Here is an 18,159-nt window from a genome sequence, read left to right as displayed (position 1 = left end):
GGCCTCAGCAAAATAGTTTCTGATGATTGCGGAGAAGCAAAGGATGTTATTTTCAGATCTCCCGGGAGATGAAGGTTTACCCGGCCGCCAGCGCCGTCTGGCAATGATAGCGGTAATGATGACCACCGCCATGTCAGTGTTTGATGGTTCAATGGTGAACATCGCTCTGCCGCAAATAGCCAAAGCGATGCAGGTGCCAGCCGCAGAAATTGTCTGGGTATCTAACGGCTATCTGCTGGCAGCCGCCATGACGCTGGCGATTTTTGCCGCTCTGGCAACACGGATGGGATTCAAAAATTTGTTTGCCACCGGCCAGGTCATTTTCACCCTGGCCTCGCTGGGCTGTGCACTGTCATCTGATCCCAATACACTGATCATTATGCGTATTATCCAGGGTATTGGTGGTGCCGCCACCCTGAGTATCGGCCCGGCCATTTTGCGTTCAGTATTTCCTAACCGGCTACTGGGCCGCATCCTGGGCATGAATGCGCTGCTGGTGGCTTCCAGCACCGCCATCGCGCCAATGCTGGGTGGCTCCTTGTTGTCGGCCATGAGCTGGCAGTGGTTATTCGCCATTAATCTGCCGCCGGGAATTATCGCCGTGCTACTGACTGTCCGGGTATTGCCAGGCCGTGTACAAAAAGTCACCGAACGCTTTGATATCGCGGGAGCTGTGTTATCAGCCATTATTCCCGGGGCGCTGATTATGGCCGCAGACAGCTTTGCCAACACTCACGGTCAGGGGTTCACGGCGCATACATTACTGATGGCCGCAGGCTATGCCGTGCTGGCACTGTTGGCCGGTATCGCTTTTGTCTGGTGTGAGCGCCGGGCCAGTAAACCGCTACTGCCACTCTCTATTTTCGCCTCATCCCGTTTTTCACTGGCAGCAATGACCTCGATGGCTTCCTTCGTCAGCCAGGGGATCACCTTTATTGCCCTGCCATTCCTGTTTCAGAACGTGTATGGCTACAGTGCTTTTGTCTCAGCATTGCTGTTTACCCCGTGGCCGGTGGGCATAATTCTGGCGGCGCCACATTCAGGGCGGCTTTCAGATCGTTTTCCGCCGGCGATTATTTCGACGGTCGGGTTGGCAATTTTCGTGGTCGGTCTGATTCTGTTGGCATTATTACCGGAAAACGCGGCCGCCTGGGATATCTGTATACGTAGCCTGGTATGTGGTATCGGTTTTGGTTGCTTCCAGAGTCCGAATAACCGTGAAATGTTGTCAAATGTAGCCCGCGAGAATAGCAGCTATGCTTCCGGCATTCTGGCCATCATGCGGATGTTTGGTCAGTGTATGGGGACAGCGATTGTCGGTGTAATTCTGGCCTTATTTGGCCAGAAAAACCTGTTAAATGAGTATCACGGTGTGCAGACGGGGCTGTGGCTGGCGGTCGTTTCCAGTGTGCTGGCGATTATCCTGAGTATCAGCCGGTTACGTAAAAAGTAGCCGGTGAACCCGCCGGTTATAGCCGGCGGGGGAGATTATGCACTTAGCGCGATCGGCGCATTATTTTTCAGTTGCATGGAAATAAATCGGGTCAGCAAGCCACTGGCATCGGGTGTCTGTGTTACTCCGGCTATCAGCGACTGACTATCGCGCCCTTCGTTATCTAATTCAGTGCTGCGTCGTTCAATCATGGCTTTGGCGGCTGCTACAGAAAACTCCGGATGAAACTGCGTTGAAACCGCATTCGGTCCGTAACGCACAATCTGATGACTGTCCACCGCCGAGCTGGCCAGGGCGATGGCACCATCAGGAAGACGGCTCACCGTCTGCATATGGGTCAGGTGCGCGGGGAAATGCTCCGGCAGTTGCCCTGTCAGCGGATCCTGGCGGGCTGCCTCTTTCAGTGATACCTGCAGGCAACCGGTTTCACGAATACAATCCAGATAGCGGACTTCACCGCCCAGTGCATAAGCCATTAGTTGGTGGCCGTAACATACCCCAAACAGCGGCATATTTATCGCCATCGCCTGGCGAATCCATTCTGCGGTCAGTTCACTCCAGGACAGTTTCTCTGTCACCATCGCCCAGGAACCGGTGATCACTGCCAGACGGGAAGGATCCGGTGCCGGTAATGGCTGGCCCTCAAACACTCTGACCACTTCAATTTCCTGCAGAGGAATTCCCATTGCCTGGCTGAACCAGTCCGGCAGGTCTCCATATTTCTGTCGTATGTCCTCTGGCGGGGTTCCGGTTTGAATGATAATGAACGACGTTTGACTCATAATTTAGATTCCCGCTGATACGGCTTACAGGCCGGATGAAGTAGTGAAAAGATAGTCATAGCGGAAATTTAACAATGAAACAAGATGTCGCTTAATACCGTTTTTTGCGTTAGAAACACTGCTGCCAGATAACCGGTAACAAGTGACAATGTCACTCATCATCCTGCCGGCGAGTTTTATTGTCGTCCCCGGGGCCGCCGCTTTTGGTTGCCGGGACTTTCCCCCTTCGGATATTCGTTCTATGATTAACCCGATTTTTTATTATTTGGGCGAGTTATGAAAACGATTATTCAAGGGTTTCTGAATTTTCAGAAAGAAGTTTTTCCTGAGCGAAAAGAGTTATTCCGTAGCCTGGCAGGCAGTCAGAATCCTAAGGCCTTGTTTATTTCCTGTTCAGACAGCCGTCTGGTCCCTGAGCTGGTAACACAGCAAGAACCCGGCCAGTTATTTGTCATCCGTAACGCGGGCAACATCGTTCCTTCTTTCGGTCCTGAACCTGGCGGTGTCTCTGCTACCATTGAGTATGCCGTGGTCGCTTTGGGCGTGAAAGATATTATCATTTGCGGTCACTCCAATTGCGGAGCGATGGGAGCTATTGCTAAGTGTCAGTGTATGGATACCATGCCTGCGGTGGCTCACTGGCTACGTTATGCCGATGCAGCAAAAGCCGTGGTAGAGAAAAACAGCTACGCGGATGAAGACCAGAAAGTTAGTGCCATGGTGCGTGAAAACGTGATTGCACAGTTGAATAATATCAAAACTCACCCGTCGGTTGCCGTTGCCTTACGTAACAATGCCATCCATCTGCATGGCTGGGTTTATGACATCGAAAGCGGAGAGGTTCAGGCGCTGGATAAAGGTGGCAACAAATTTGTTCCTCTGGCGGCCAATCCGGACGTTTGTTTCGAGTAACAAACGCCTCCGGTCCTCTGAGACCCGGTGACCTGTGGGGCTTCCCGCAGGTCTAAAACCCTGCCTGCACCGGCACCCTCTCTTTCCCTGCTATTCAGCTATAGGGGTATTACAGACAGTACCAGCAACAGCGCCTGCACAGTATTCAACTGAGATTTTTTACCATTCAGGCAAACACCCCGGGATGGCCAGCGAAGCCCTGACGGCTAATATTAAACAATGTGTTACGCCGGGCTGAACACTCCTTCACGGCGGAATAGCCTGTCACATAGATTTACCGCTGGAAGAGACTACCCCAGGAGTAAATCTGCGGGATAACGTTTTGTTGCACTCTGGTTAAGGAAAATTATGCACGTTATTACTGAGAAGTTCGTAAAACTTACCCCTCTGCTGATGACGATATGTTTGGGTATCACGCCGTTAGCCGCTTCTGCTGCACGGTCCGACAGTCCTTCCTTTCTCGGCTATTCGCTGAACAGTCGGCTCACTCTGGCGGATACTGACACTGTGATGAACAGCAACAGTAATACCCTGCTCACTGATGAAAGCCTGGGTCATTATAACGGGGTAGTGTTTGTTAAACCCCGCTTGCCTGGCAGTCCCTTTAAGCAGCCACACGTGTTACTGAGTGATGGCCGGGTGGTACAGGTCATGGGCTCTGATGATTTCGATACTCCCACGCAATGCCAGAGTACGTTGCAAAAAGAGTATAGCCAGTTGATAAGCAGTTTCGGACCGGCAACGATACAGGAACCACAACTTAAACAGTGGAAAAACAGTGCTGCGGGTTATCAGTTGGTTATCCAGTGCCAGGGCGGGAGTTTGCTGGGCACCTTTTCTCTCTGAAGACAACATATTATCAGCCTGCCACTGGTAAACCCCGCGGATCACTCCGGCTGACAGTATGATGCTTCATATTGCGTAAAATAAGACTTTCACAACGGTGCCGGTTTAAGGTACAACGACATGACAGTTAAGGGAATCTGGAGAACATTATGACTATTCCGGTTGAGCAGTCTGCACTCGATTCATTATTTAATCAGGCTCGTACCCACAGTTACTGGCTGGATAAACCGGTCACCGAAAGTACTCTGCAAACCCTGTATGAGTTGACCCGGCTTGGCCCGACCTCGGCTAACTGTTCGCCGGGCCGCTTTGTGTTTGTGACCAGCAATGCGGGCAAACAGAAGCTTAAACCGGCACTCTCTTCAGGCAATATCGATAAAACGATGTCTGCTCCAGTGACGGTAATTGTCGCCTCAGATATGACTTTTTATGAAAAGCTTCCGGGATTGTTCCCCTATGCAGACGCCCGAAGCTGGTTCACCAGCAGTGAATCTCTGGCTCAGGAAACAGCATTTCGTAACAGCAGCCTGCAGGCAGGTTATCTGGTGGTCGCCGCGCGGGCTTTGGGACTGGATGTCGGCCCGATGTCTGGGTTCGATGCTGATAAAATTAATGCAGAGTTTTTTCACGGTACTGACTGGCGGGTCAATTTACTGATCAACCTGGGTTATGGCGACAGTGAGAAACTTCATGGGCGTCTGCCGCGGCTTGATTTTGATGATGCCTGCCGGTTTGCCTGATGAGCCACACTGACTGTGGCATTGCCGCAGTCAGTGGAATGGATGATAACGGTGAATAGTGTTAAAGCACAGCTCATTCCAGTAAGTTACCCGCAGTAAACGGTGTTGTTTATTTTTATTCATCCTGCAACCACTGAGGATCAAGATAACCGGGACCAATGCCGTATAATCCGAGAATTGGAATCATAGACTCGAGTAACAGATGGCTGTCTTTTGCCCGTTCTGCCGCCGGACTGCGCTCCGGGAGTCCGGTAAACCTGATAATTTTTTTCCAGATATGCAGTGCCATAATATGTCCCCACTGAAGTGTCGATAACTACAGTTCAGCCTAAATAGTGACTAAAGGGAAATATCAATTCCGGTACTGCATTTTACAAAAACGGCAATGGCGCTTAGCTGACAGATAGTTCAGCGCGGTCGAAGGCCTTCCGTAATAACACTCTGAATATTATTCAGCGTTTGGGTAAAGAATGCTTCATCCTGCAAACTTTTTCCGGTGATCGCCTGCACCTGAATAGCAAAGTCTGCGTAATGCTGGGTGACAGACCACAGCATAAAAATCAGCTGACAAGGATCGGTTTCTGCCAGTTGCCCACGACTAATCCATAAACGAATCAGTTCGGCTTTTTCATTCACCAGCTCACGCAATCCACCTTCCAGTTCCTGCTGTAACACCGGCGCACCCTGCAAAATTTCAAGACAAAACAGACGTGATGCCTGGGGATGATCCCGCGATACTTCCAGTTTCAGGCGGATATAATGGTTAATGGCTTCCAGAGGTTGCTGATCGGCCTGCAATGCCCTGAGCGGAGCCAGCCAGACCGCAAGTATTTCCTGCAGTACGGCCAGATAGAGCTGCTCTTTCGAAGGGAAATAATATAACAGATTAGTTTTAGAGACATCCGCCAGTGCAGCCACCTGCTCCACCCGGGTGCCGTGCAGACCAAACTGCGAAAAGAGTGACAATGCCGCGTTCACAATCGCCGAACGTTTAGCAGCAACCGCCCGGGAGCGACGTCCCGGTTTTTTCTCACTGACTTTCACTGACTAACCTCATCTCTGTCCTTTTGCAGCATCATAACAGACTGCCCTGAATGCACCACTGCACAGAGTTGCCCTTTTCCTGAGCAATCCCCGTCATGTGATGCACTTATTTTTACCAAATGGTCTGTTTTGGACCATTTATTCTGGTTTGTGATTGCAGGAATTTTATTAATTTGTTGTTTTTAAAGTGATATCTAAATGTGGCACAGCCTTTGCTTAATTTAACAGGTACACACGACTCAGCGACGACCCATGGAGATGCAGGATGCACCGCCGCCGACAGGTGAAACTTTAATCATTCATCAGACGAGGTTTGACATGAAAATAGGCGTCTTTATCCCAATTGGTAATAACGGCTGGCTGATTTCTGAAAATGCTCCGCAATATATGCCGAGTTTTGAACTGAATAAAACCATCGTTCAACGGGCCGAGCATTACCATTTCGATTTCGCACTCTCAATGATCAAATTACGCGGTTTTGGCGGTAAAACTGAATTCTGGGACCACAACCTGGAGTCATTCACGCTGATGGCCGGTCTGGCTGCGGTGACCTCACGCATCGAGATATATGCCACGGCAGCCACCCTGACTCTGCCACCGGCCATTGTCGCGCGAATGGCTAGCACCGTTGACAGCATCTCTGGTGGACGTTTCGGCGTCAATCTGGTCACCGGCTGGCAAAAACCGGAATACGACCAGATGGGTCTCTGGCCTGGCGAAGAGTATTTCTCCCGTCGCTATGACTATCTGACCGAATATGTCACTGTCCTGCGTGATTTATGGGGCACCGGAAAATCTGATTTCAAAGGCGATTTCCTGACCATGAATGATTGCCGTCTCAGTCCTCAGCCGCAAAAACCTATGAAGGTGATCTGTGCCGGACAAAGTGATGCCGGGATGGCCTTCTCTGCACAATATGCCGATTACAACTTCTGCTTTGGTAAGGGAGTAAACACCCCAACTGCCTTTGCTCCAACGGCTGAACGGATGAAAAAAGCGGCAGAAAAAGCCGGTCGCGATGTCGGTTCCTATGTGCTGTTTATGATTATCGCCGACGAAACCGATGAAGCGGCACGCGCTAAGTGGGAACACTACAAAGCCGGTGCAGACCAGGAGGCTCTCGCCTGGCTGACTACCCAAAGCCAGCAGGATACCCGCTCAGGAAGCGATACCAACGTGCGGCAAATGGCCGACCCGACCTCCGCGGTAAATATCAATATGGGCACCCTGGTGGGTTCTTATGCCACAGTGGCAAAAATGCTGGATGAGGTGGCGACCGTGGAGGGTGCAGAAGGTATTTTGCTGACCTTTGATGATTTTGTTCAGGGTATTGAGAATTTTGGACAGCGTATCCAGCCGTTAATGAGCAGCCGGAGCGCCGTGACTGAAGCAATGAAAGAGGTGGCCTGATGAGTACTGTAATCTGTTCGACTGCCAGTCAGTTAAATAATGTGGTTGTCACTGCGAAACCTGAATCCATCGCATTTCCGCCGCAGCAAACGGCATTGATCGTCGTGGATATGCAGAATGCCTACGCCACTATCGGGGGCTATCTGGATCTGGCGGGCTTCGATGTCTCGGCCACCAAACCGGTGATTGCCAATATTAAAAAAGCTGTTGATGCTGCCCGTGCTGCCGGCATTCAGATTATCTGGTTTCAGAATGGCTGGGATGACCAGTATGTAGAGGCCGGAGACGCAGGTTCACCCAATTTTCATAAGTCGAATGCGCTAAAAACTATGCGTAAAAATCCTGATCTGCAGGGCAAATTATTATCCAAAGGTGGCTGGGACTATCAGCTGGTGGATGAACTGGTCCCGCAGCCGGAGGACATCATTATTCCGAAAATCAGGTACAGCGGCTTCTACAACACCCCACTGGACAGCATGCTGCGTAGCCGGGGGATTCGTCATCTGATTTTTACCGGCATCGCTACGAATGTCTGTGTGGAATCCACCCTGCGTGACGGCTTTTTCCTTGAATATTTTGGCATCGTACTGGAAGACGCCACCTATCAGGCCGGACCTCCTTCTGCCCATGAGGCAGCACTGTTTAATATAGAGACTTTTTTCGGCTGGGTCTCCGATGTCAGCAGTTTTTGTAGCGCCATTGCGCCGGTTTCTGAACAGGAACGTCCGGCAGCCTGAGCACCGGATTTTCATCACCTGCCACTGAGAAAAAAAGGAAAATTAATATGCCAAAATCTGTGATTATCCCTGCCGGTACCAGTACGCCCATCGCCCCGTTCGTTCCCGGAACACTGGCGGATGGGGTTGTCTACGTGTCAGGGACGTTACCCTTTGATGAAAACAATAATGTAGTTCATGTGGGGGATGCTGCAGCACAAACCCGCCATGTGCTGACCATGATTAAAAACGTAATTGAAACTGCCGGCGGAACCATGGATGACGTCACATTCAATTCCATTTTTATTACTGACTGGCAAAACTATGCCGCAATAAACCAGGTGTATGCCGAATTTTTCCCCGGAGAAAAACCGGCCCGTTTCTGTATTCAGTGTGGTCTGGTGAAACCAGACGCATTAGTTGAGATTGCCACTGTCGCCCATGTCGGTAAGCAGGCTTGATTATGCAGATACAGATTTCCGGCGTTGATTCCGCTAATGCTCCGGTGGTGGTGTTATCCGCCGGGCTGGGAGGCGCTGCCGCCTTCTGGAAACCCCAGATGGCTGCACTCAAAGAAAAATACAAGGTCGTCACTTATGACCAACGCGGAACCGGCAATAACCCGGATCAGCTTCCCGAAAATTACTCGATGCAACAGATGGCGGATGAGCTGGCCGCGGCACTCGATGCCCGGGGAATCGACCGCTATTGCATAGCGGGACATGCGCTGGGCGGGCTGATTGGCCTGCAACTGGCGGCCAGCTATCCGCAACGGGTGACCGGTGTGGTGGTGATTAATGGCTGGTTGTCACTGAATGCTCATACCCGTCGCTGTTTCCGCGTCCGCCAGGAACTGTTGCTGAATGTTGGCGTGGAGGCTTTTGTTCGTGCTCAGCCACTGTTTCTCTACCCGGCTGACTGGATGGCTGACAATCAACAGCGCATGGAGGCAGAGGATATCAGTCATGCAGAACATTTCCAGGGCACAGACAACCTGTTGCGCCGCCTGAATGCCTTGATGGCCTGCGATTTTACCCGGATTGCCCCCACTCTTAACCTGCCGGTACTGGTTATCTATAGCCAGGACGATTTGCTGGTGCCCTGGACCTGTTCGGTGGTACTGGCAGATGCGCTGCCACAGTCCAGTGTGGCGGCAATGGCCCGCGGAGGTCATGCGATGAGTGTTACTTATCCGGAAGAATTCAACCAGTTGTTACTGCCCTGGCTTGAACAACACGCTGCCTGAAAGGCAGTGAATTTAAATAAGGACCGCAGATGAATGTTTCTGAGTTGGCCCCGCTAACGGACGGGGTGGATAAACAGCAGTTCCGTAATGCCATGTCGCGCCTCGGAGCAGCCGTCAATATAATTACCACCGACGGCCCCGCCGGCCAGGCCGGATTTACGGCATCTGCGGTGTGCAGTGTGACGGATACACCGCCGACACTGCTGGTTTGTCTGAATCGTTCAGCGTCCGTGTGGCCGGTTTTCCAGGCCAATGGCCGGTTATGTGTTAATACATTGTCCGGCGATCATCAGACATTATCGGGATTATTTGGCGGTAAAACCCCAATGCCCGATCGCTTTGCGGCAGCTCAATGGTCTGAACTGACCACCGGCTGCCCGGTGCTGACAGGAGCTGTCGCCTCCTTTGATTGTGAAATTACCCAAAGTGTCAGTGTCGGCACCCACGACATTTTGTTTTGTCAGGTAAGGGCTCTGGTCTGTGACCACACACCACATGGCCTGATGTGGTTCGACCGGCGCTATCATTCTCTGACCCGGCAGGAAGCCTGATTACGAAGCCAGTCGCTGGCATTCATTGCTTTTCCACTTTACCGGAGTACAAAGTTTATGAGCTGGTTTCCTGTATGGCGTAAAAAAACAACCCTCAGTGGAGACGGTGTCATCGCTCCTGATGAAACACTGCCCTTTGGCCCAACCCTGGTAATGGGGTTACAGCATGCGGTGGCCATGTTTGGCGCCACGGTTTTAATGCCGTTGCTGATGGGACTAGATCCTAATCTCAGTATTCTGATGTCAGGGATAGGTACCCTGCTATTCTTCCTGATAACAGGAGGTCGTGTTCCCAGTTACTTAGGTTCCAGTGCTTCATTTGTCGGTGTAGTGATTGCAGTAACGGGGTTTACCGGGCAAGGTATGAATCCTCATCTTGGGCTGGCGCTCGGCGGTATTATCGCCTGCGGGGCTGTGTACGCAGTGATTGGGTTGGTGGTGATGAAATCCGGTGCTCGCTGGATTGAAAAACTGATGCCTCCGGTCGTCACAGGTGCGGTCGTTATGGCGATAGGTCTCAACCTGGCACCTATCGCCATTCATAGTGTTTCAGGCTCAATGTTTGACAGTTGGATGGCGGTGATTACCGTGGTTTGCATCGGAATCGTGGCTGTGTTTACCCGCGGTATGATCCAAAAACTGTTACTGCTGGTCGGGCTGTGTCTGGCATGGGGTGTCTATGCTGTGCTGACCAATGGCCTGGGACTGGGCAAACCTGTGGACTTTTCACCACTGGTGTCAGCGCCATGGTTTGGGCTCCCTGCGACCACCGCTCCGGTGTTTGACTGGCAAGCGATTGTAATGATAGCGCCAGTGGCGATTATTCTGGTGGCAGAAAACCTGGGGCATATGAAAGCGGTGGCAGGCATGACCGGACGGAATCTTGACCCGTATGTGGGCCGTGCATTCTTTGCTGACGGACTGGCTACCATGTTGTCGGGCAGTGTTGGCGGCAGTGGCGTAACGACCTATGCAGAGAATATCGGCGTGATGGCGGTCACCAAGGTCTATTCAACCCTGGCATTTGTCGCAGCCTCAGTCATCGCCCTGTTACTTGGTTTTTCACCAAAGTTTGGGGCGCTGATCCATACCATCCCGGGCCCGGTGATTGGGGGGGCCTCCATAGTCGTGTTTGGCCTGATTGCTGTCGCAGGTGCGAGAATATGGGTCCAGAATAATGTAGACCTGAACCGCAACGGTAATCTGATCATGGTGGCGGTTACTCTGGTACTGGGGGCCGGTGATTTTGCGCTAAAAATCGGCAGTTTCACTCTGGGTGGTATTGGCACCGCGACCTTTGGCGCGATTTTACTCAATGCCTTCCTAAGTCGCAGAAACTCACCGACAGCAGATAATCCTGCAACACTGGTGACTCCTTCCGGTAAGTAACCGACCCAGATATTGGCTGGCTACCTCAGGTAGCCAGCACTATTATCTGCATACTGCGTCACAATCGTTCCGGCGGTTATTCATCAATCACCAGGAAAACAAACTGTCAGGGAGACAACACTCTGGCCGGAAAAAACACTCAATCTGCAATGTTATCTGGCAGGTTGACAAGAGTCAGTGACTGACGATTTGCCGAAATCATCGTTAATCATCACCACTGCCGGAGTTACCCTGCATGACCTGCTCTCTGTTGCACAGCTTCTGAAATAAGCCATCTCACCTCTGAATGCTGTCATCTGGCAACTGACATTTGGAGAGTCAACATCGACTGAATATCTCCACTCAGGTTATTTCTGCCCGTAATAAGCATCCGGCCCATGTTTGCGCATAAAATGTTTTTTCATCAGATAGGAGTCAATGTAGCGAAGTCCGGGGTTAATCGCGCAGGCAATCCAGGCGATGCGGGCAACCTCTTCAAGAACGACCGCATTATGCACGGCGTCGTGAGCATCTTTCCCCCAGGCAAACGGGCCATGCTGACAAACCACGACCCCCGGGGTATGCAGAGGATTTCGCTCTCCCAGCGTTTCGATAATCACCTTCCCGGTATTCAGTTCGTACTCCCCCTCAACTTCCTGTTGTGTCAATGCCCTGGTACAGGGAATATCACCGAGAAAATAGTCAGCATGCGTGGTACCCAGCGCCGGAACTGACAATCCTGCCTGTGCCCAGGCGGTGGCATGTGTCGAATGGGTATGGACAATCCCCCCAAGAGAGGGATAACGCCGGTATAATTCCAGATGGGTGGCAGTATCTGAGGAAGGCCGCCATTTACCCTCAATGATATTCCCGTCTGTATCCATTACCACCATATCGTCGGCGGTCATCGCATCATACGCAATACCACTCGGCTTAATCGCTATCAGCCCCTGACGGCGATCAATCGCACTTACGTTTCCCCATGTGAAAGTGACCAGTCCATAGCGTGGAAGATCCTTATTAGCCTCAAAAACCTGCTGTTTCAGTGTTAGCACCTTAAGCCTCCAGCAATCCTGCTTTCACCATGCGTTCACGGACCCAGGCCCGGGCTTTTATCACTTCAGCCGCCGGGTCCTCCGCTGTTTCGCTCCACATTTCAATCAGATAGGGTCCCGAATAGCCTGTCTGTTTCAGGGTGCGGAAGCAGCGCTCGAAATCCACAACGCCACTGCCGAAGGGGACATTTTTGAACTCCCCGGGACGGGTATCTTTAACGTGCACCGCAACGATATGTCCTTTTCCGGCTTCCAGCTCCAATTGCACATCGTTATCCCATGCCGACAGATTGCCCAGATCAGGATAGATCTGGAACCATGGATTATTCAGATAATGGGTATATCCCAACGCCTTACTGATGGAGTTCATTAACGGATAGTCCATAATCTCCATTGCCAGTGTGACCTGAGCACGACTTGCCATAACGATGCTCTGCTTCAGCCCTTCACGAAAACGGCGGCGGGTCTCATCATTAGCCTGCTGGTAATAAACATCATAGCCGGCAAGCTGGATGACACGGATACCGACATCCTGTGCGAAACCGATCGCCTTTCGCATGATCTCCAGTGCTTTTTCACGTACCGCATCATCTTCACTCCCCAGCGGAAACCGGCGGTGAGCACTGAGACACATCGAAGGAACCCGTACCCCGGTTTCCGCCACGGCATTCACCAGTTGCAGGCGCTGTTGCCGGTTCCAGCTAAGTCGGGCAAGACGTGCGTCAGACTCGTCCACTGACATTTCAACAAAATCAAAGCCCAACTGTTTCGCCAGTTGCAGGCGTTCAAGCCAGCACTCCCCCGCAGGGAGTGCTTTTTCATAGATACCCAGTGGAACCTGTTGTGACAACATAGTTGCTCCTTACTCCCAGATATCAGCGATTGAGCGTCTGAACTGGCGGGCTGCCTCCACCGGCGATGCCGCATCGCGAATACTCCGTCCCGCGATAAACACATGGATCGGTATATCCTTAAACAGGGGCAGGTCTTCCAGTGCCAGTCCTCCGGTGACTGTCACTTTAAAACCCATATTGTTCAGACGCCTGACAGCCCGGATATCCTGTTCTCCCCAGGACACTCCTGCCGCCTGTGCATCCCGACTACGGTGATAAACCACCTGCTGAATCCCCGCATCATGCCATGCCTGAGCCTGCTCCCAGGTCCAGTGGCCCGTCAGTTCAATCTGAACATCTCCACCGAACTCTTTTGCCACTTCCAGCGCTCCGCCTGCCGTATTTATGTCTGCACAACAGATCACGGTGATCCAGTCGGCATGGGCTTCAAAGCACATCCGGGCGAGGATTTTTCCTGCGTCCGCTATTTTGGCGTCGGCCAGTACAATTTTATGCGGATAGAGTGCCTTCAGGTCTCGTACTGCGCGTACACCCTCGCCGACACAGAGGATGGTACCGACTTCAATAATATCCACCTCTTCAGCAATTAGTCGGGTGGTTTCATAAGCGTCTGACAGCGTGTGATTATCCAGTGCGACCTGCAACATAGGTAATGGCATATTCAATTCCTTCTGTGTCTCTGCCTGCGTAGCATTATCTATTAAATCAATGACCTCCTGTTCTGTGCGACAGGCGCGTAAGCGGTCAAAGTTGGCTTCATCTTCAAATAAGCTGACAATCTGCATAATGCCTACTTCCTGGTGAGTCGTAGCATCCACTGCGGCCATAGTGATAATAATGTCGACTGGGTCATTGTCTTCGTGATTAAAGATGAGCGGTGTTTTTAAGGTAACCAGCGAAAACCCCGTCTTCCTGACGCCCTCTTCCGGACGTCCATGGGGCATCGCCAGCCCTGGCGCAATAACAAAATAAGGCCCGTGCTGCACAACCCCGTCAAGGATTGACTGGTAGTACCGGGGTTCAACGACATCGGCCTTAACCAGCAAATCGACCCCCAGCTTTACCGCTTCCTGCCAGTTGCTGGCTTCGGCCTGTAAAAGAATGGAATTATTTTCTGTCAGGGAATCACGTAATTTCATTTCGTGTCCTCACATGACATCTTGCGGAAAATGCGTTTTGATGACTTCCAGTAATTTGGGGCCAAAATCCGCTGGCGATAACATATTGCGGACCCCCACGACATATTTATTACCTGTCACCGTGATTTCACCGGCGATATGGGTAGAGGCGATAATGATATCCGCGCCGTTAAGTTCACTTTTGTATTCACCCACTGCACAGCTGTTCACTGTATGGTCAATATTTGACTGGGTCAGAAACTGGTCAACTTTCATTTTCATAATCATAGAGCTACCTTGCCCATTACCACACACAGCCAGGATACGTACGGTCATATTGGATACTCCCTAGTGAGCAGAAATGTCTGCTTTTGTTTTTTCAGCGGCTTCTTCAGCCCGCAGTTCACGTCCTGCGAAGAACATGTAAGCCAGAGCAATCAGGATGATGACAGCCATAAATGCCAGTCCCAGGCTGAAGAAACCCTGCATCATTGGCGGTGCCAGAATTGACCAGTCCGCCATTCCCATCCAGGCGCTCATGTCCGTCAGCTTAATCGCCCATACACATCCAAAGATTTCAACCATCCCCATGACCAGGCAAATCTTGATAGCAGCCCGCCAGCCGCCAAAATGATTAGCAAACACACCGATGGTTGCGTTAGAGAAAAACATGGGAATGAAACCCGGGATAATCAGAACAGAGGAGCCGCAGACCACCAAAATGCCTACCGCAATTAACTGGCCGATGGTACCCCACATAAAACCCCACACCACCGCGTTTGGCGCAAAGCTGTAGATCGCCGCACAGTCAATCGCCAGCACGGCCCCCGGGATCAGTCGTTGAGAAATCCCGTTAAAGGCTTCAGACAGTTCGGCTACAAACATACGCACCCCCTGGGTGATGATGAAAATCGCCACCGCGAAGGAGAATCCGGTCTGAAGGATATAGACGGTCCAGTGAGTCTTCCCGGCCATCACCTGAACCACATCAATCCCAAATGAGAGCAGAATGACCCCGAAGAAAACGGTCATGACAATGGCCGTCGACACGATATTGTCATGGAAAATATTCAGCCAGCCAGGCAACTTAAGCTCTTCAACACTCTCTTGTTTTTTACCGAGCAAGGGCGCGACTTTGCAGGCAATCCAGGAAGCAAACTGTTGTTGATGCCCGATGGAAAAACCACAGCCGTCGGTGACTTCCTGTGTCGGTCGGTACATCATGTTGGAGGTGATACCCCAGTAAAGCGATACCAGCACCGCAGTGCAGATGATAGTGGTCCACATGGGGTAGCCGAAAATATAGAACGACACCGCTATCAGCCCGGCTTGCTGGAACATGATATGCCCCGTCAGCATGATAGTCCGGATGCCGGTCAGACGACGCAGCAACACATAGATAATATTCAGCGCCAATGCCAGCAGAACAGCATAGCCGACCCAACTGTAGGCATCGCCCATTCGCTCAATCGCAGCCATCATTGACGCGTAAGTGTCAGAGATAGCTCCGCTTATCCCATAGACTTCCGACATTCTGGCGACAACCGGCTTAAAGGTGCTGGTCAGAATTCCTGAACCTGCCTGCAGCAACATAAAACCAATGATGGTTTTAATCGTGCCTTTAATAATTACGCTCACACTTTTACGCAGCAGGATATAGCCCAGGCAGGTCACAATACCCAGCAACAACGGCGCGTTAGTCATTACCTGATTAAAAAATACGGTAAAGGCGTTATAGAGGATCTCCATAATTCGCTCCAAAAATAAGAACACGAGGAGCAATCCCTGAATGATTGCCATCGCAACTCTACCAATCAAAATGAATCAAAAAAGATCTGATATGATTATTTGTGACAAGACCCACAAATTATTTCCTCAGATATTGTATGGTTATGCTGCTTCAATTGAGCCCTTAACAAAAACACATAAAATACAGTTATATAAAATAAATTTATTCGTTTGGCGACAGAGAAACAAACGGTTAGAAGTAAATATTAAAGCCGTTTACCTCTGTTTCGCTGAAGATGAACAGTAATAACCAGAGAAAAATACAATCATTAGTGATCATTAAATGATTTATTATGACCACAAGGAGATATTTGATGAGTAAAGTGAAGACCATAACCCGCGAGTCATGGATCCTGAGTACCTTCCCGGAATGGGGTTGCTGGCTGAATGAAGAGATTGAGCAGGAACGGGTCGCTCCGGGGACTTTTGCCATGTGGTGGCTGGGATGCACAGGGATCTGGCTGAAATCGGAAGGAGGAGCCAATATTTGCATCGACTTCTGGTGCGGTACCGGTAAGCAGAGCCACGGGAATTTACTGATGAAGCAAGGGCATCAGATGCAACGTATGGCGGGGGTGAAAAAACTCCAGCCCAATCTGCGCACTACCCCTTTTGTCCTGGATCCGTTTGCTATCCGCCAGATTGACGCAGTACTTGCCACCCATGATCATAACGACCATATCGATGTCAACGTCGCTGCCGCAGTGATGCAAAATTGTGCCAGTGATGTACCGTTTATCGGCCCTCAAACCTGTGTCAATATGTGGGTAGACTGGGGGGTGCCCAGAGAGCGCTGTATCGTGATTAAGCCAGGTGAGGTGGTCAAAATTAAAGATGTCGAAATACACGCTCTCGACGCCTTTGACCGTACTGCATTAATTACCTTACCGGTGGAACAAACCGCCGCGGGTACGCTACCGGAGGGTATGGATGAACGTGCAGTAAACTATTTGTTTAAAACGCCAGGTGGAAACCTCTATCACAGTGGTGATTCTCATTATTCAAATTACTACGCCAGGCACGGTAACGACCATCAGATTGATGTTGCACTGGGTTCTTACGGGGAAAACCCGCGTGGCGTGACAGATAAAATGACCAGCGCCGATATGCTGCGTATGGCAGAATCGTTGAACACCAAAGTCGTGATACCTTTCCACCATGATATCTGGTCAAACTTCCAGGCGGATCCGCAGGAGATTCGGGTGCTCTGGGAGATGAAAAAAGACCGACTTAACTATGGCTTCAAACCCTTTATCTGGCAGGTCGGCGGAAAATTCATCTGGCCTTTGGATAAAGACAATCTTGAATATCATTATCCTCGTGGTTTTGATGATTGTTTTACTCTCGAACCCGATTTACCCTTTAAGTCTTTTCTTTAATACCAAGGGGCCGGATAGTCCGGCCCCGGCCATCATGGCCGATAACAGTGAGCCGGTGCCAGAATGACGGAAACACAGAGACATTATCTTTTACTGGATCTACTACGTGAACACAATGTTCTCAGTGTCAGCCAGATTACAGAATTACTGGGGACTTCACCGGCTACCGCCCGGCGGGATATCGCACGGCTGGACAAAGAAGGGAAAGTCCGGAAAATCCGTAATGGTGCTGAAGCGGTCATTCCGGAACGTGAGCGCTGGGCCCCACTTAACCCACATCAGGCCTCTAACCATGACGAGAAAGTCCGGATTGCCAGAGCCGCGGCGACTTTTATTCGTCCTGAGGACAGTGTGGTGATTAACTGTGGTTCCACCGCTTTCTTACTCGGCCAGGAGATCTGCAATAAACCCGTACAAATCATCACTAATTATCTGCCGTTAGCTAACTTTCTGATTGAACACGATCATGAAAATGTGGTGATTATTGGCGGACAATATAATAAAAAACAGTCAATCATCCTACCTTCTCAGGAAAGCAGCAATTCCCTTTATGCCGGGCACTGGATGTTTACCAGCGGTAAAGGCCTGACCGCCGATGGACTTTACAAGACGGACATGTTGACGGCTGTTTCCGAGCAACGAATGCTCGGGATGGTGGGAAAGCTGGCAGTGCTGGTGGACAGCAGTAAACTGGGTCAGCGGGCCGGTATGCTGTTTAGCAAAGCTGAAAATATTGACCTGGTCATTACCGGACAACAGGCTGATGAGGAAATTGTGAAACAACTCCGGGCACAAGGTATCGAAGTCGTGCTGGTATAAAACCGGAGCGGGAGGCTAAAGTGATTACTGAAGGTAAAGCGCGTCATAAGTGACGACGGTCAACCGAACAGTCTCATC

Annotated in this window: 21 protein-coding genes and 1 pseudogene; 13 read left to right on the top strand and 9 right to left on the bottom strand. The window is 50.9% G+C overall.

The window, feature by feature from the left end:
- Positions 1 to 43: 43 nt before the first annotated feature.
- Positions 44 to 1,453 (top strand): MFS transporter, encoded by a 1,410-nt coding sequence (locus HA49_RS03965; protein ID WP_038020638.1) that lies wholly within the window; start codon positions 44 to 46, stop codon positions 1,451 to 1,453.
- A gap of 35 nt (positions 1,454 to 1,488) precedes the next feature.
- Here HA49_RS03965 and HA49_RS03960 read toward each other — a convergent pair whose 3' ends face one another.
- Positions 1,489 to 2,235 (bottom strand): glutamine amidotransferase, encoded by a 747-nt coding sequence (locus HA49_RS03960; protein ID WP_038020637.1) that lies wholly within the window; start codon positions 2,233 to 2,235, stop codon positions 1,489 to 1,491.
- Between the two features lie 276 nt (positions 2,236 to 2,511).
- Between HA49_RS03960 and HA49_RS03955 the strand changes: the two genes are divergently transcribed.
- The 3 genes from HA49_RS03955 to HA49_RS03945 all read left to right on the top strand — a co-directional run bounded on the left by HA49_RS03955 (position 2,512) and on the right by HA49_RS03945 (position 4,733).
- On the top strand, positions 2,512 to 3,147 hold the full coding sequence (locus HA49_RS03955) for a carbonic anhydrase (protein ID WP_038020636.1): 636 nt from the start codon (positions 2,512 to 2,514) through the stop codon (positions 3,145 to 3,147).
- 348 nt (positions 3,148 to 3,495) lie between these two features.
- Positions 3,496 to 3,993: a hypothetical protein gene (locus tag HA49_RS03950; protein ID WP_038020635.1), complete on the top strand. Its 498-nt coding sequence runs from the start codon at positions 3,496 to 3,498 to the stop codon at positions 3,991 to 3,993.
- A 149-nt stretch (positions 3,994 to 4,142) separates the two neighbouring features.
- Positions 4,143 to 4,733, top strand: a complete 591-nt coding sequence (locus HA49_RS03945; protein WP_038020634.1) for a malonic semialdehyde reductase — start codon at positions 4,143 to 4,145, stop codon at positions 4,731 to 4,733.
- Between the two features lie 115 nt (positions 4,734 to 4,848).
- Here the strand turns inward: HA49_RS03945 and HA49_RS21395 are convergent, their stop codons facing one another.
- Together HA49_RS21395 and rutR are read right to left on the bottom strand one after the other, a co-directional pair.
- Positions 4,849 to 5,022, bottom strand: coding sequence for a hypothetical protein (locus HA49_RS21395; RefSeq protein WP_156994541.1), 174 nt, complete (start codon positions 5,020 to 5,022; stop codon positions 4,849 to 4,851).
- Positions 5,023 to 5,141: 119 nt separating this feature from the next.
- Entirely contained in the window at positions 5,142 to 5,777 is a 636-nt protein-coding gene (gene rutR, locus HA49_RS03940; RefSeq protein WP_038020633.1) for an HTH-type transcriptional regulator RutR, read from the bottom strand.
- A gap of 318 nt (positions 5,778 to 6,095) precedes the next feature.
- Between rutR and rutA the strand changes: the two genes are divergently transcribed.
- Genes rutA through rutG form a run of 6 tightly spaced genes read left to right on the top strand, consistent with a single transcriptional unit; the run spans position 6,096 to position 11,089 of the window.
- Complete coding sequence (rutA, locus tag HA49_RS03935) at positions 6,096 to 7,187, top strand: pyrimidine utilization protein A (RefSeq protein ID WP_038020899.1); 1,092 nt, start codon at positions 6,096 to 6,098, stop codon at positions 7,185 to 7,187.
- Positions 7,187 to 7,924 carry a pyrimidine utilization protein B gene (gene rutB / locus HA49_RS03930; RefSeq protein WP_038020632.1) on the top strand — a complete coding sequence of 246 codons (738 nt, stop codon included), beginning with the start codon at positions 7,187 to 7,189 and terminating at the stop codon, positions 7,922 to 7,924. Before rutA ends, rutB begins: the two co-directional genes overlap by 1 nt.
- A gap of 47 nt (positions 7,925 to 7,971) precedes the next feature.
- Positions 7,972 to 8,364, top strand: a complete 393-nt coding sequence (gene rutC, locus HA49_RS03925; RefSeq protein ID WP_038020631.1) for a pyrimidine utilization protein C — start codon at positions 7,972 to 7,974, stop codon at positions 8,362 to 8,364.
- Positions 8,365 to 8,366: 2 nt separating this feature from the next.
- On the top strand, positions 8,367 to 9,149 hold the full coding sequence (rutD, locus tag HA49_RS03920; protein WP_038020630.1) for a pyrimidine utilization protein D: 783 nt from the start codon (positions 8,367 to 8,369) through the stop codon (positions 9,147 to 9,149).
- Positions 9,150 to 9,178: 29 nt separating this feature from the next.
- The gene (gene rutF / locus HA49_RS03915; protein WP_038020629.1) at positions 9,179 to 9,700 is read left to right on the top strand and encodes an NADH-dependent FMN reductase RutF; all 522 of its coding nucleotides are present in this window, start codon (positions 9,179 to 9,181) and stop codon (positions 9,698 to 9,700) included.
- Between the two features lie 57 nt (positions 9,701 to 9,757).
- The gene (gene rutG / locus HA49_RS03910) at positions 9,758 to 11,089 is read left to right on the top strand and encodes a pyrimidine utilization transport protein G (protein WP_038020628.1); all 1,332 of its coding nucleotides are present in this window, start codon (positions 9,758 to 9,760) and stop codon (positions 11,087 to 11,089) included.
- Positions 11,090 to 11,436: 347 nt separating this feature from the next.
- Here the strand turns inward: rutG and HA49_RS03905 are convergent, their stop codons facing one another.
- From HA49_RS03905 to ulaA, 6 genes and pseudogenes are all read right to left on the bottom strand, one after another.
- On the bottom strand, positions 11,437 to 12,123 hold the full coding sequence (locus HA49_RS03905) for an L-ribulose-5-phosphate 4-epimerase (RefSeq protein ID WP_038020627.1): 687 nt from the start codon (positions 12,121 to 12,123) through the stop codon (positions 11,437 to 11,439).
- Position 12,124: 1 nt separating this feature from the next.
- A complete protein-coding gene (locus tag HA49_RS03900) occupies positions 12,125 to 12,976 on the bottom strand; it encodes an L-ribulose-5-phosphate 3-epimerase (protein WP_038020626.1) in 852 nt (283 codons plus the stop codon).
- 9 nt (positions 12,977 to 12,985) lie between these two features.
- Entirely contained in the window at positions 12,986 to 13,636 is a 651-nt protein-coding gene (locus HA49_RS21390) for a 3-keto-L-gulonate-6-phosphate decarboxylase UlaD (RefSeq protein WP_072055930.1), read from the bottom strand.
- Between the two features lie 21 nt (positions 13,637 to 13,657).
- A pseudogene (gene ulaC / locus HA49_RS21385) lies at positions 13,658 to 14,116 on the bottom strand (PTS ascorbate transporter subunit IIA); the annotation flags it as partial.
- A gap of 9 nt (positions 14,117 to 14,125) precedes the next feature.
- The gene (ulaB, locus tag HA49_RS03890; RefSeq protein WP_038020625.1) at positions 14,126 to 14,431 is read right to left on the bottom strand and encodes a PTS ascorbate transporter subunit IIB; all 306 of its coding nucleotides are present in this window, start codon (positions 14,429 to 14,431) and stop codon (positions 14,126 to 14,128) included.
- A 12-nt stretch (positions 14,432 to 14,443) separates the two neighbouring features.
- The gene (gene ulaA, locus HA49_RS03885) at positions 14,444 to 15,844 is read right to left on the bottom strand and encodes a PTS ascorbate transporter subunit IIC (RefSeq protein WP_038020624.1); all 1,401 of its coding nucleotides are present in this window, start codon (positions 15,842 to 15,844) and stop codon (positions 14,444 to 14,446) included.
- Positions 15,845 to 15,884: 40 nt separating this feature from the next.
- Here ulaA and HA49_RS03880 point away from each other — a divergent pair, with 40 nt between their 5' ends.
- From HA49_RS03880 to ulaR, 3 genes are all read left to right on the top strand, one after another.
- Positions 15,885 to 16,130: a hypothetical protein gene (locus HA49_RS03880; protein ID WP_038020623.1), complete on the top strand. Its 246-nt coding sequence runs from the start codon at positions 15,885 to 15,887 to the stop codon at positions 16,128 to 16,130.
- 67 nt (positions 16,131 to 16,197) lie between these two features.
- Complete coding sequence (gene ulaG, locus HA49_RS03875; protein WP_038020622.1) at positions 16,198 to 17,262, top strand: L-ascorbate 6-phosphate lactonase; 1,065 nt, start codon at positions 16,198 to 16,200, stop codon at positions 17,260 to 17,262.
- 63 nt (positions 17,263 to 17,325) lie between these two features.
- On the top strand, positions 17,326 to 18,081 hold the full coding sequence (ulaR, locus tag HA49_RS03870; protein ID WP_038020621.1) for an HTH-type transcriptional regulator UlaR: 756 nt from the start codon (positions 17,326 to 17,328) through the stop codon (positions 18,079 to 18,081).
- Positions 18,082 to 18,159: the final 78 nt, after the last annotated feature.

The organism is Tatumella morbirosei (assembly GCF_000757425.2).
In the GTDB taxonomy this organism is placed as follows: Bacteria; Pseudomonadota; Gammaproteobacteria; order Enterobacterales; family Enterobacteriaceae; genus Tatumella; species Tatumella morbirosei.
The sequence above is the reverse complement of the archived record's forward strand: the minus strand, read 5'-3'. Positions and strand labels throughout refer to the sequence as shown.

What these genes read in the sequence shown, in the direction of transcription:
- HA49_RS03960 (WP_038020637.1), bottom strand. Translation starts at nt 2,235, where the DNA reads ATGAGTCAAACGTCGTTCATTATCATTCAAACCGGAACCCCGCCAGAG.
- HA49_RS03950 (WP_038020635.1), top strand. Translation starts at nt 3,496, where the DNA reads ATGCACGTTATTACTGAGAAGTTCGTAAAACTTACCCCTCTGCTGATG.
- rutB (WP_038020632.1), top strand. Translation starts at nt 7,187, where the DNA reads ATGAGTACTGTAATCTGTTCGACTGCCAGTCAGTTAAATAATGTGGTT.
- HA49_RS21390 (WP_072055930.1), bottom strand. Translation starts at nt 13,636, where the DNA reads ATGCCATTACCTATGTTGCAGGTCGCACTGGATAATCACACGCTGTCA.
- ulaR (WP_038020621.1), top strand. Translation starts at nt 17,326, where the DNA reads ATGACGGAAACACAGAGACATTATCTTTTACTGGATCTACTACGTGAA.
- rutA (WP_038020899.1), top strand. Translation starts at nt 6,096, where the DNA reads ATGAAAATAGGCGTCTTTATCCCAATTGGTAATAACGGCTGGCTGATT.
- HA49_RS03880 (WP_038020623.1), top strand. Translation starts at nt 15,885, where the DNA reads ATGATTGCCATCGCAACTCTACCAATCAAAATGAATCAAAAAAGATCT.
- rutC (WP_038020631.1), top strand. Translation starts at nt 7,972, where the DNA reads ATGCCAAAATCTGTGATTATCCCTGCCGGTACCAGTACGCCCATCGCC.
- HA49_RS03955 (WP_038020636.1), top strand. Translation starts at nt 2,512, where the DNA reads ATGAAAACGATTATTCAAGGGTTTCTGAATTTTCAGAAAGAAGTTTTT.
- HA49_RS03900 (WP_038020626.1), bottom strand. Translation starts at nt 12,976, where the DNA reads ATGTTGTCACAACAGGTTCCACTGGGTATCTATGAAAAAGCACTCCCT.
- HA49_RS21395 (WP_156994541.1), bottom strand. Translation starts at nt 5,022, where the DNA reads ATGGCACTGCATATCTGGAAAAAAATTATCAGGTTTACCGGACTCCCG.
- HA49_RS03945 (WP_038020634.1), top strand. Translation starts at nt 4,143, where the DNA reads ATGACTATTCCGGTTGAGCAGTCTGCACTCGATTCATTATTTAATCAG.
- ulaG (WP_038020622.1), top strand. Translation starts at nt 16,198, where the DNA reads ATGAGTAAAGTGAAGACCATAACCCGCGAGTCATGGATCCTGAGTACC.
- rutD (WP_038020630.1), top strand. Translation starts at nt 8,367, where the DNA reads ATGCAGATACAGATTTCCGGCGTTGATTCCGCTAATGCTCCGGTGGTG.
- rutG (WP_038020628.1), top strand. Translation starts at nt 9,758, where the DNA reads ATGAGCTGGTTTCCTGTATGGCGTAAAAAAACAACCCTCAGTGGAGAC.
- rutF (WP_038020629.1), top strand. Translation starts at nt 9,179, where the DNA reads ATGAATGTTTCTGAGTTGGCCCCGCTAACGGACGGGGTGGATAAACAG.
- ulaA (WP_038020624.1), bottom strand. Translation starts at nt 15,844, where the DNA reads ATGGAGATCCTCTATAACGCCTTTACCGTATTTTTTAATCAGGTAATG.
- HA49_RS03965 (WP_038020638.1), top strand. Translation starts at nt 44, where the DNA reads ATGTTATTTTCAGATCTCCCGGGAGATGAAGGTTTACCCGGCCGCCAG.
- ulaB (WP_038020625.1), bottom strand. Translation starts at nt 14,431, where the DNA reads ATGACCGTACGTATCCTGGCTGTGTGTGGTAATGGGCAAGGTAGCTCT.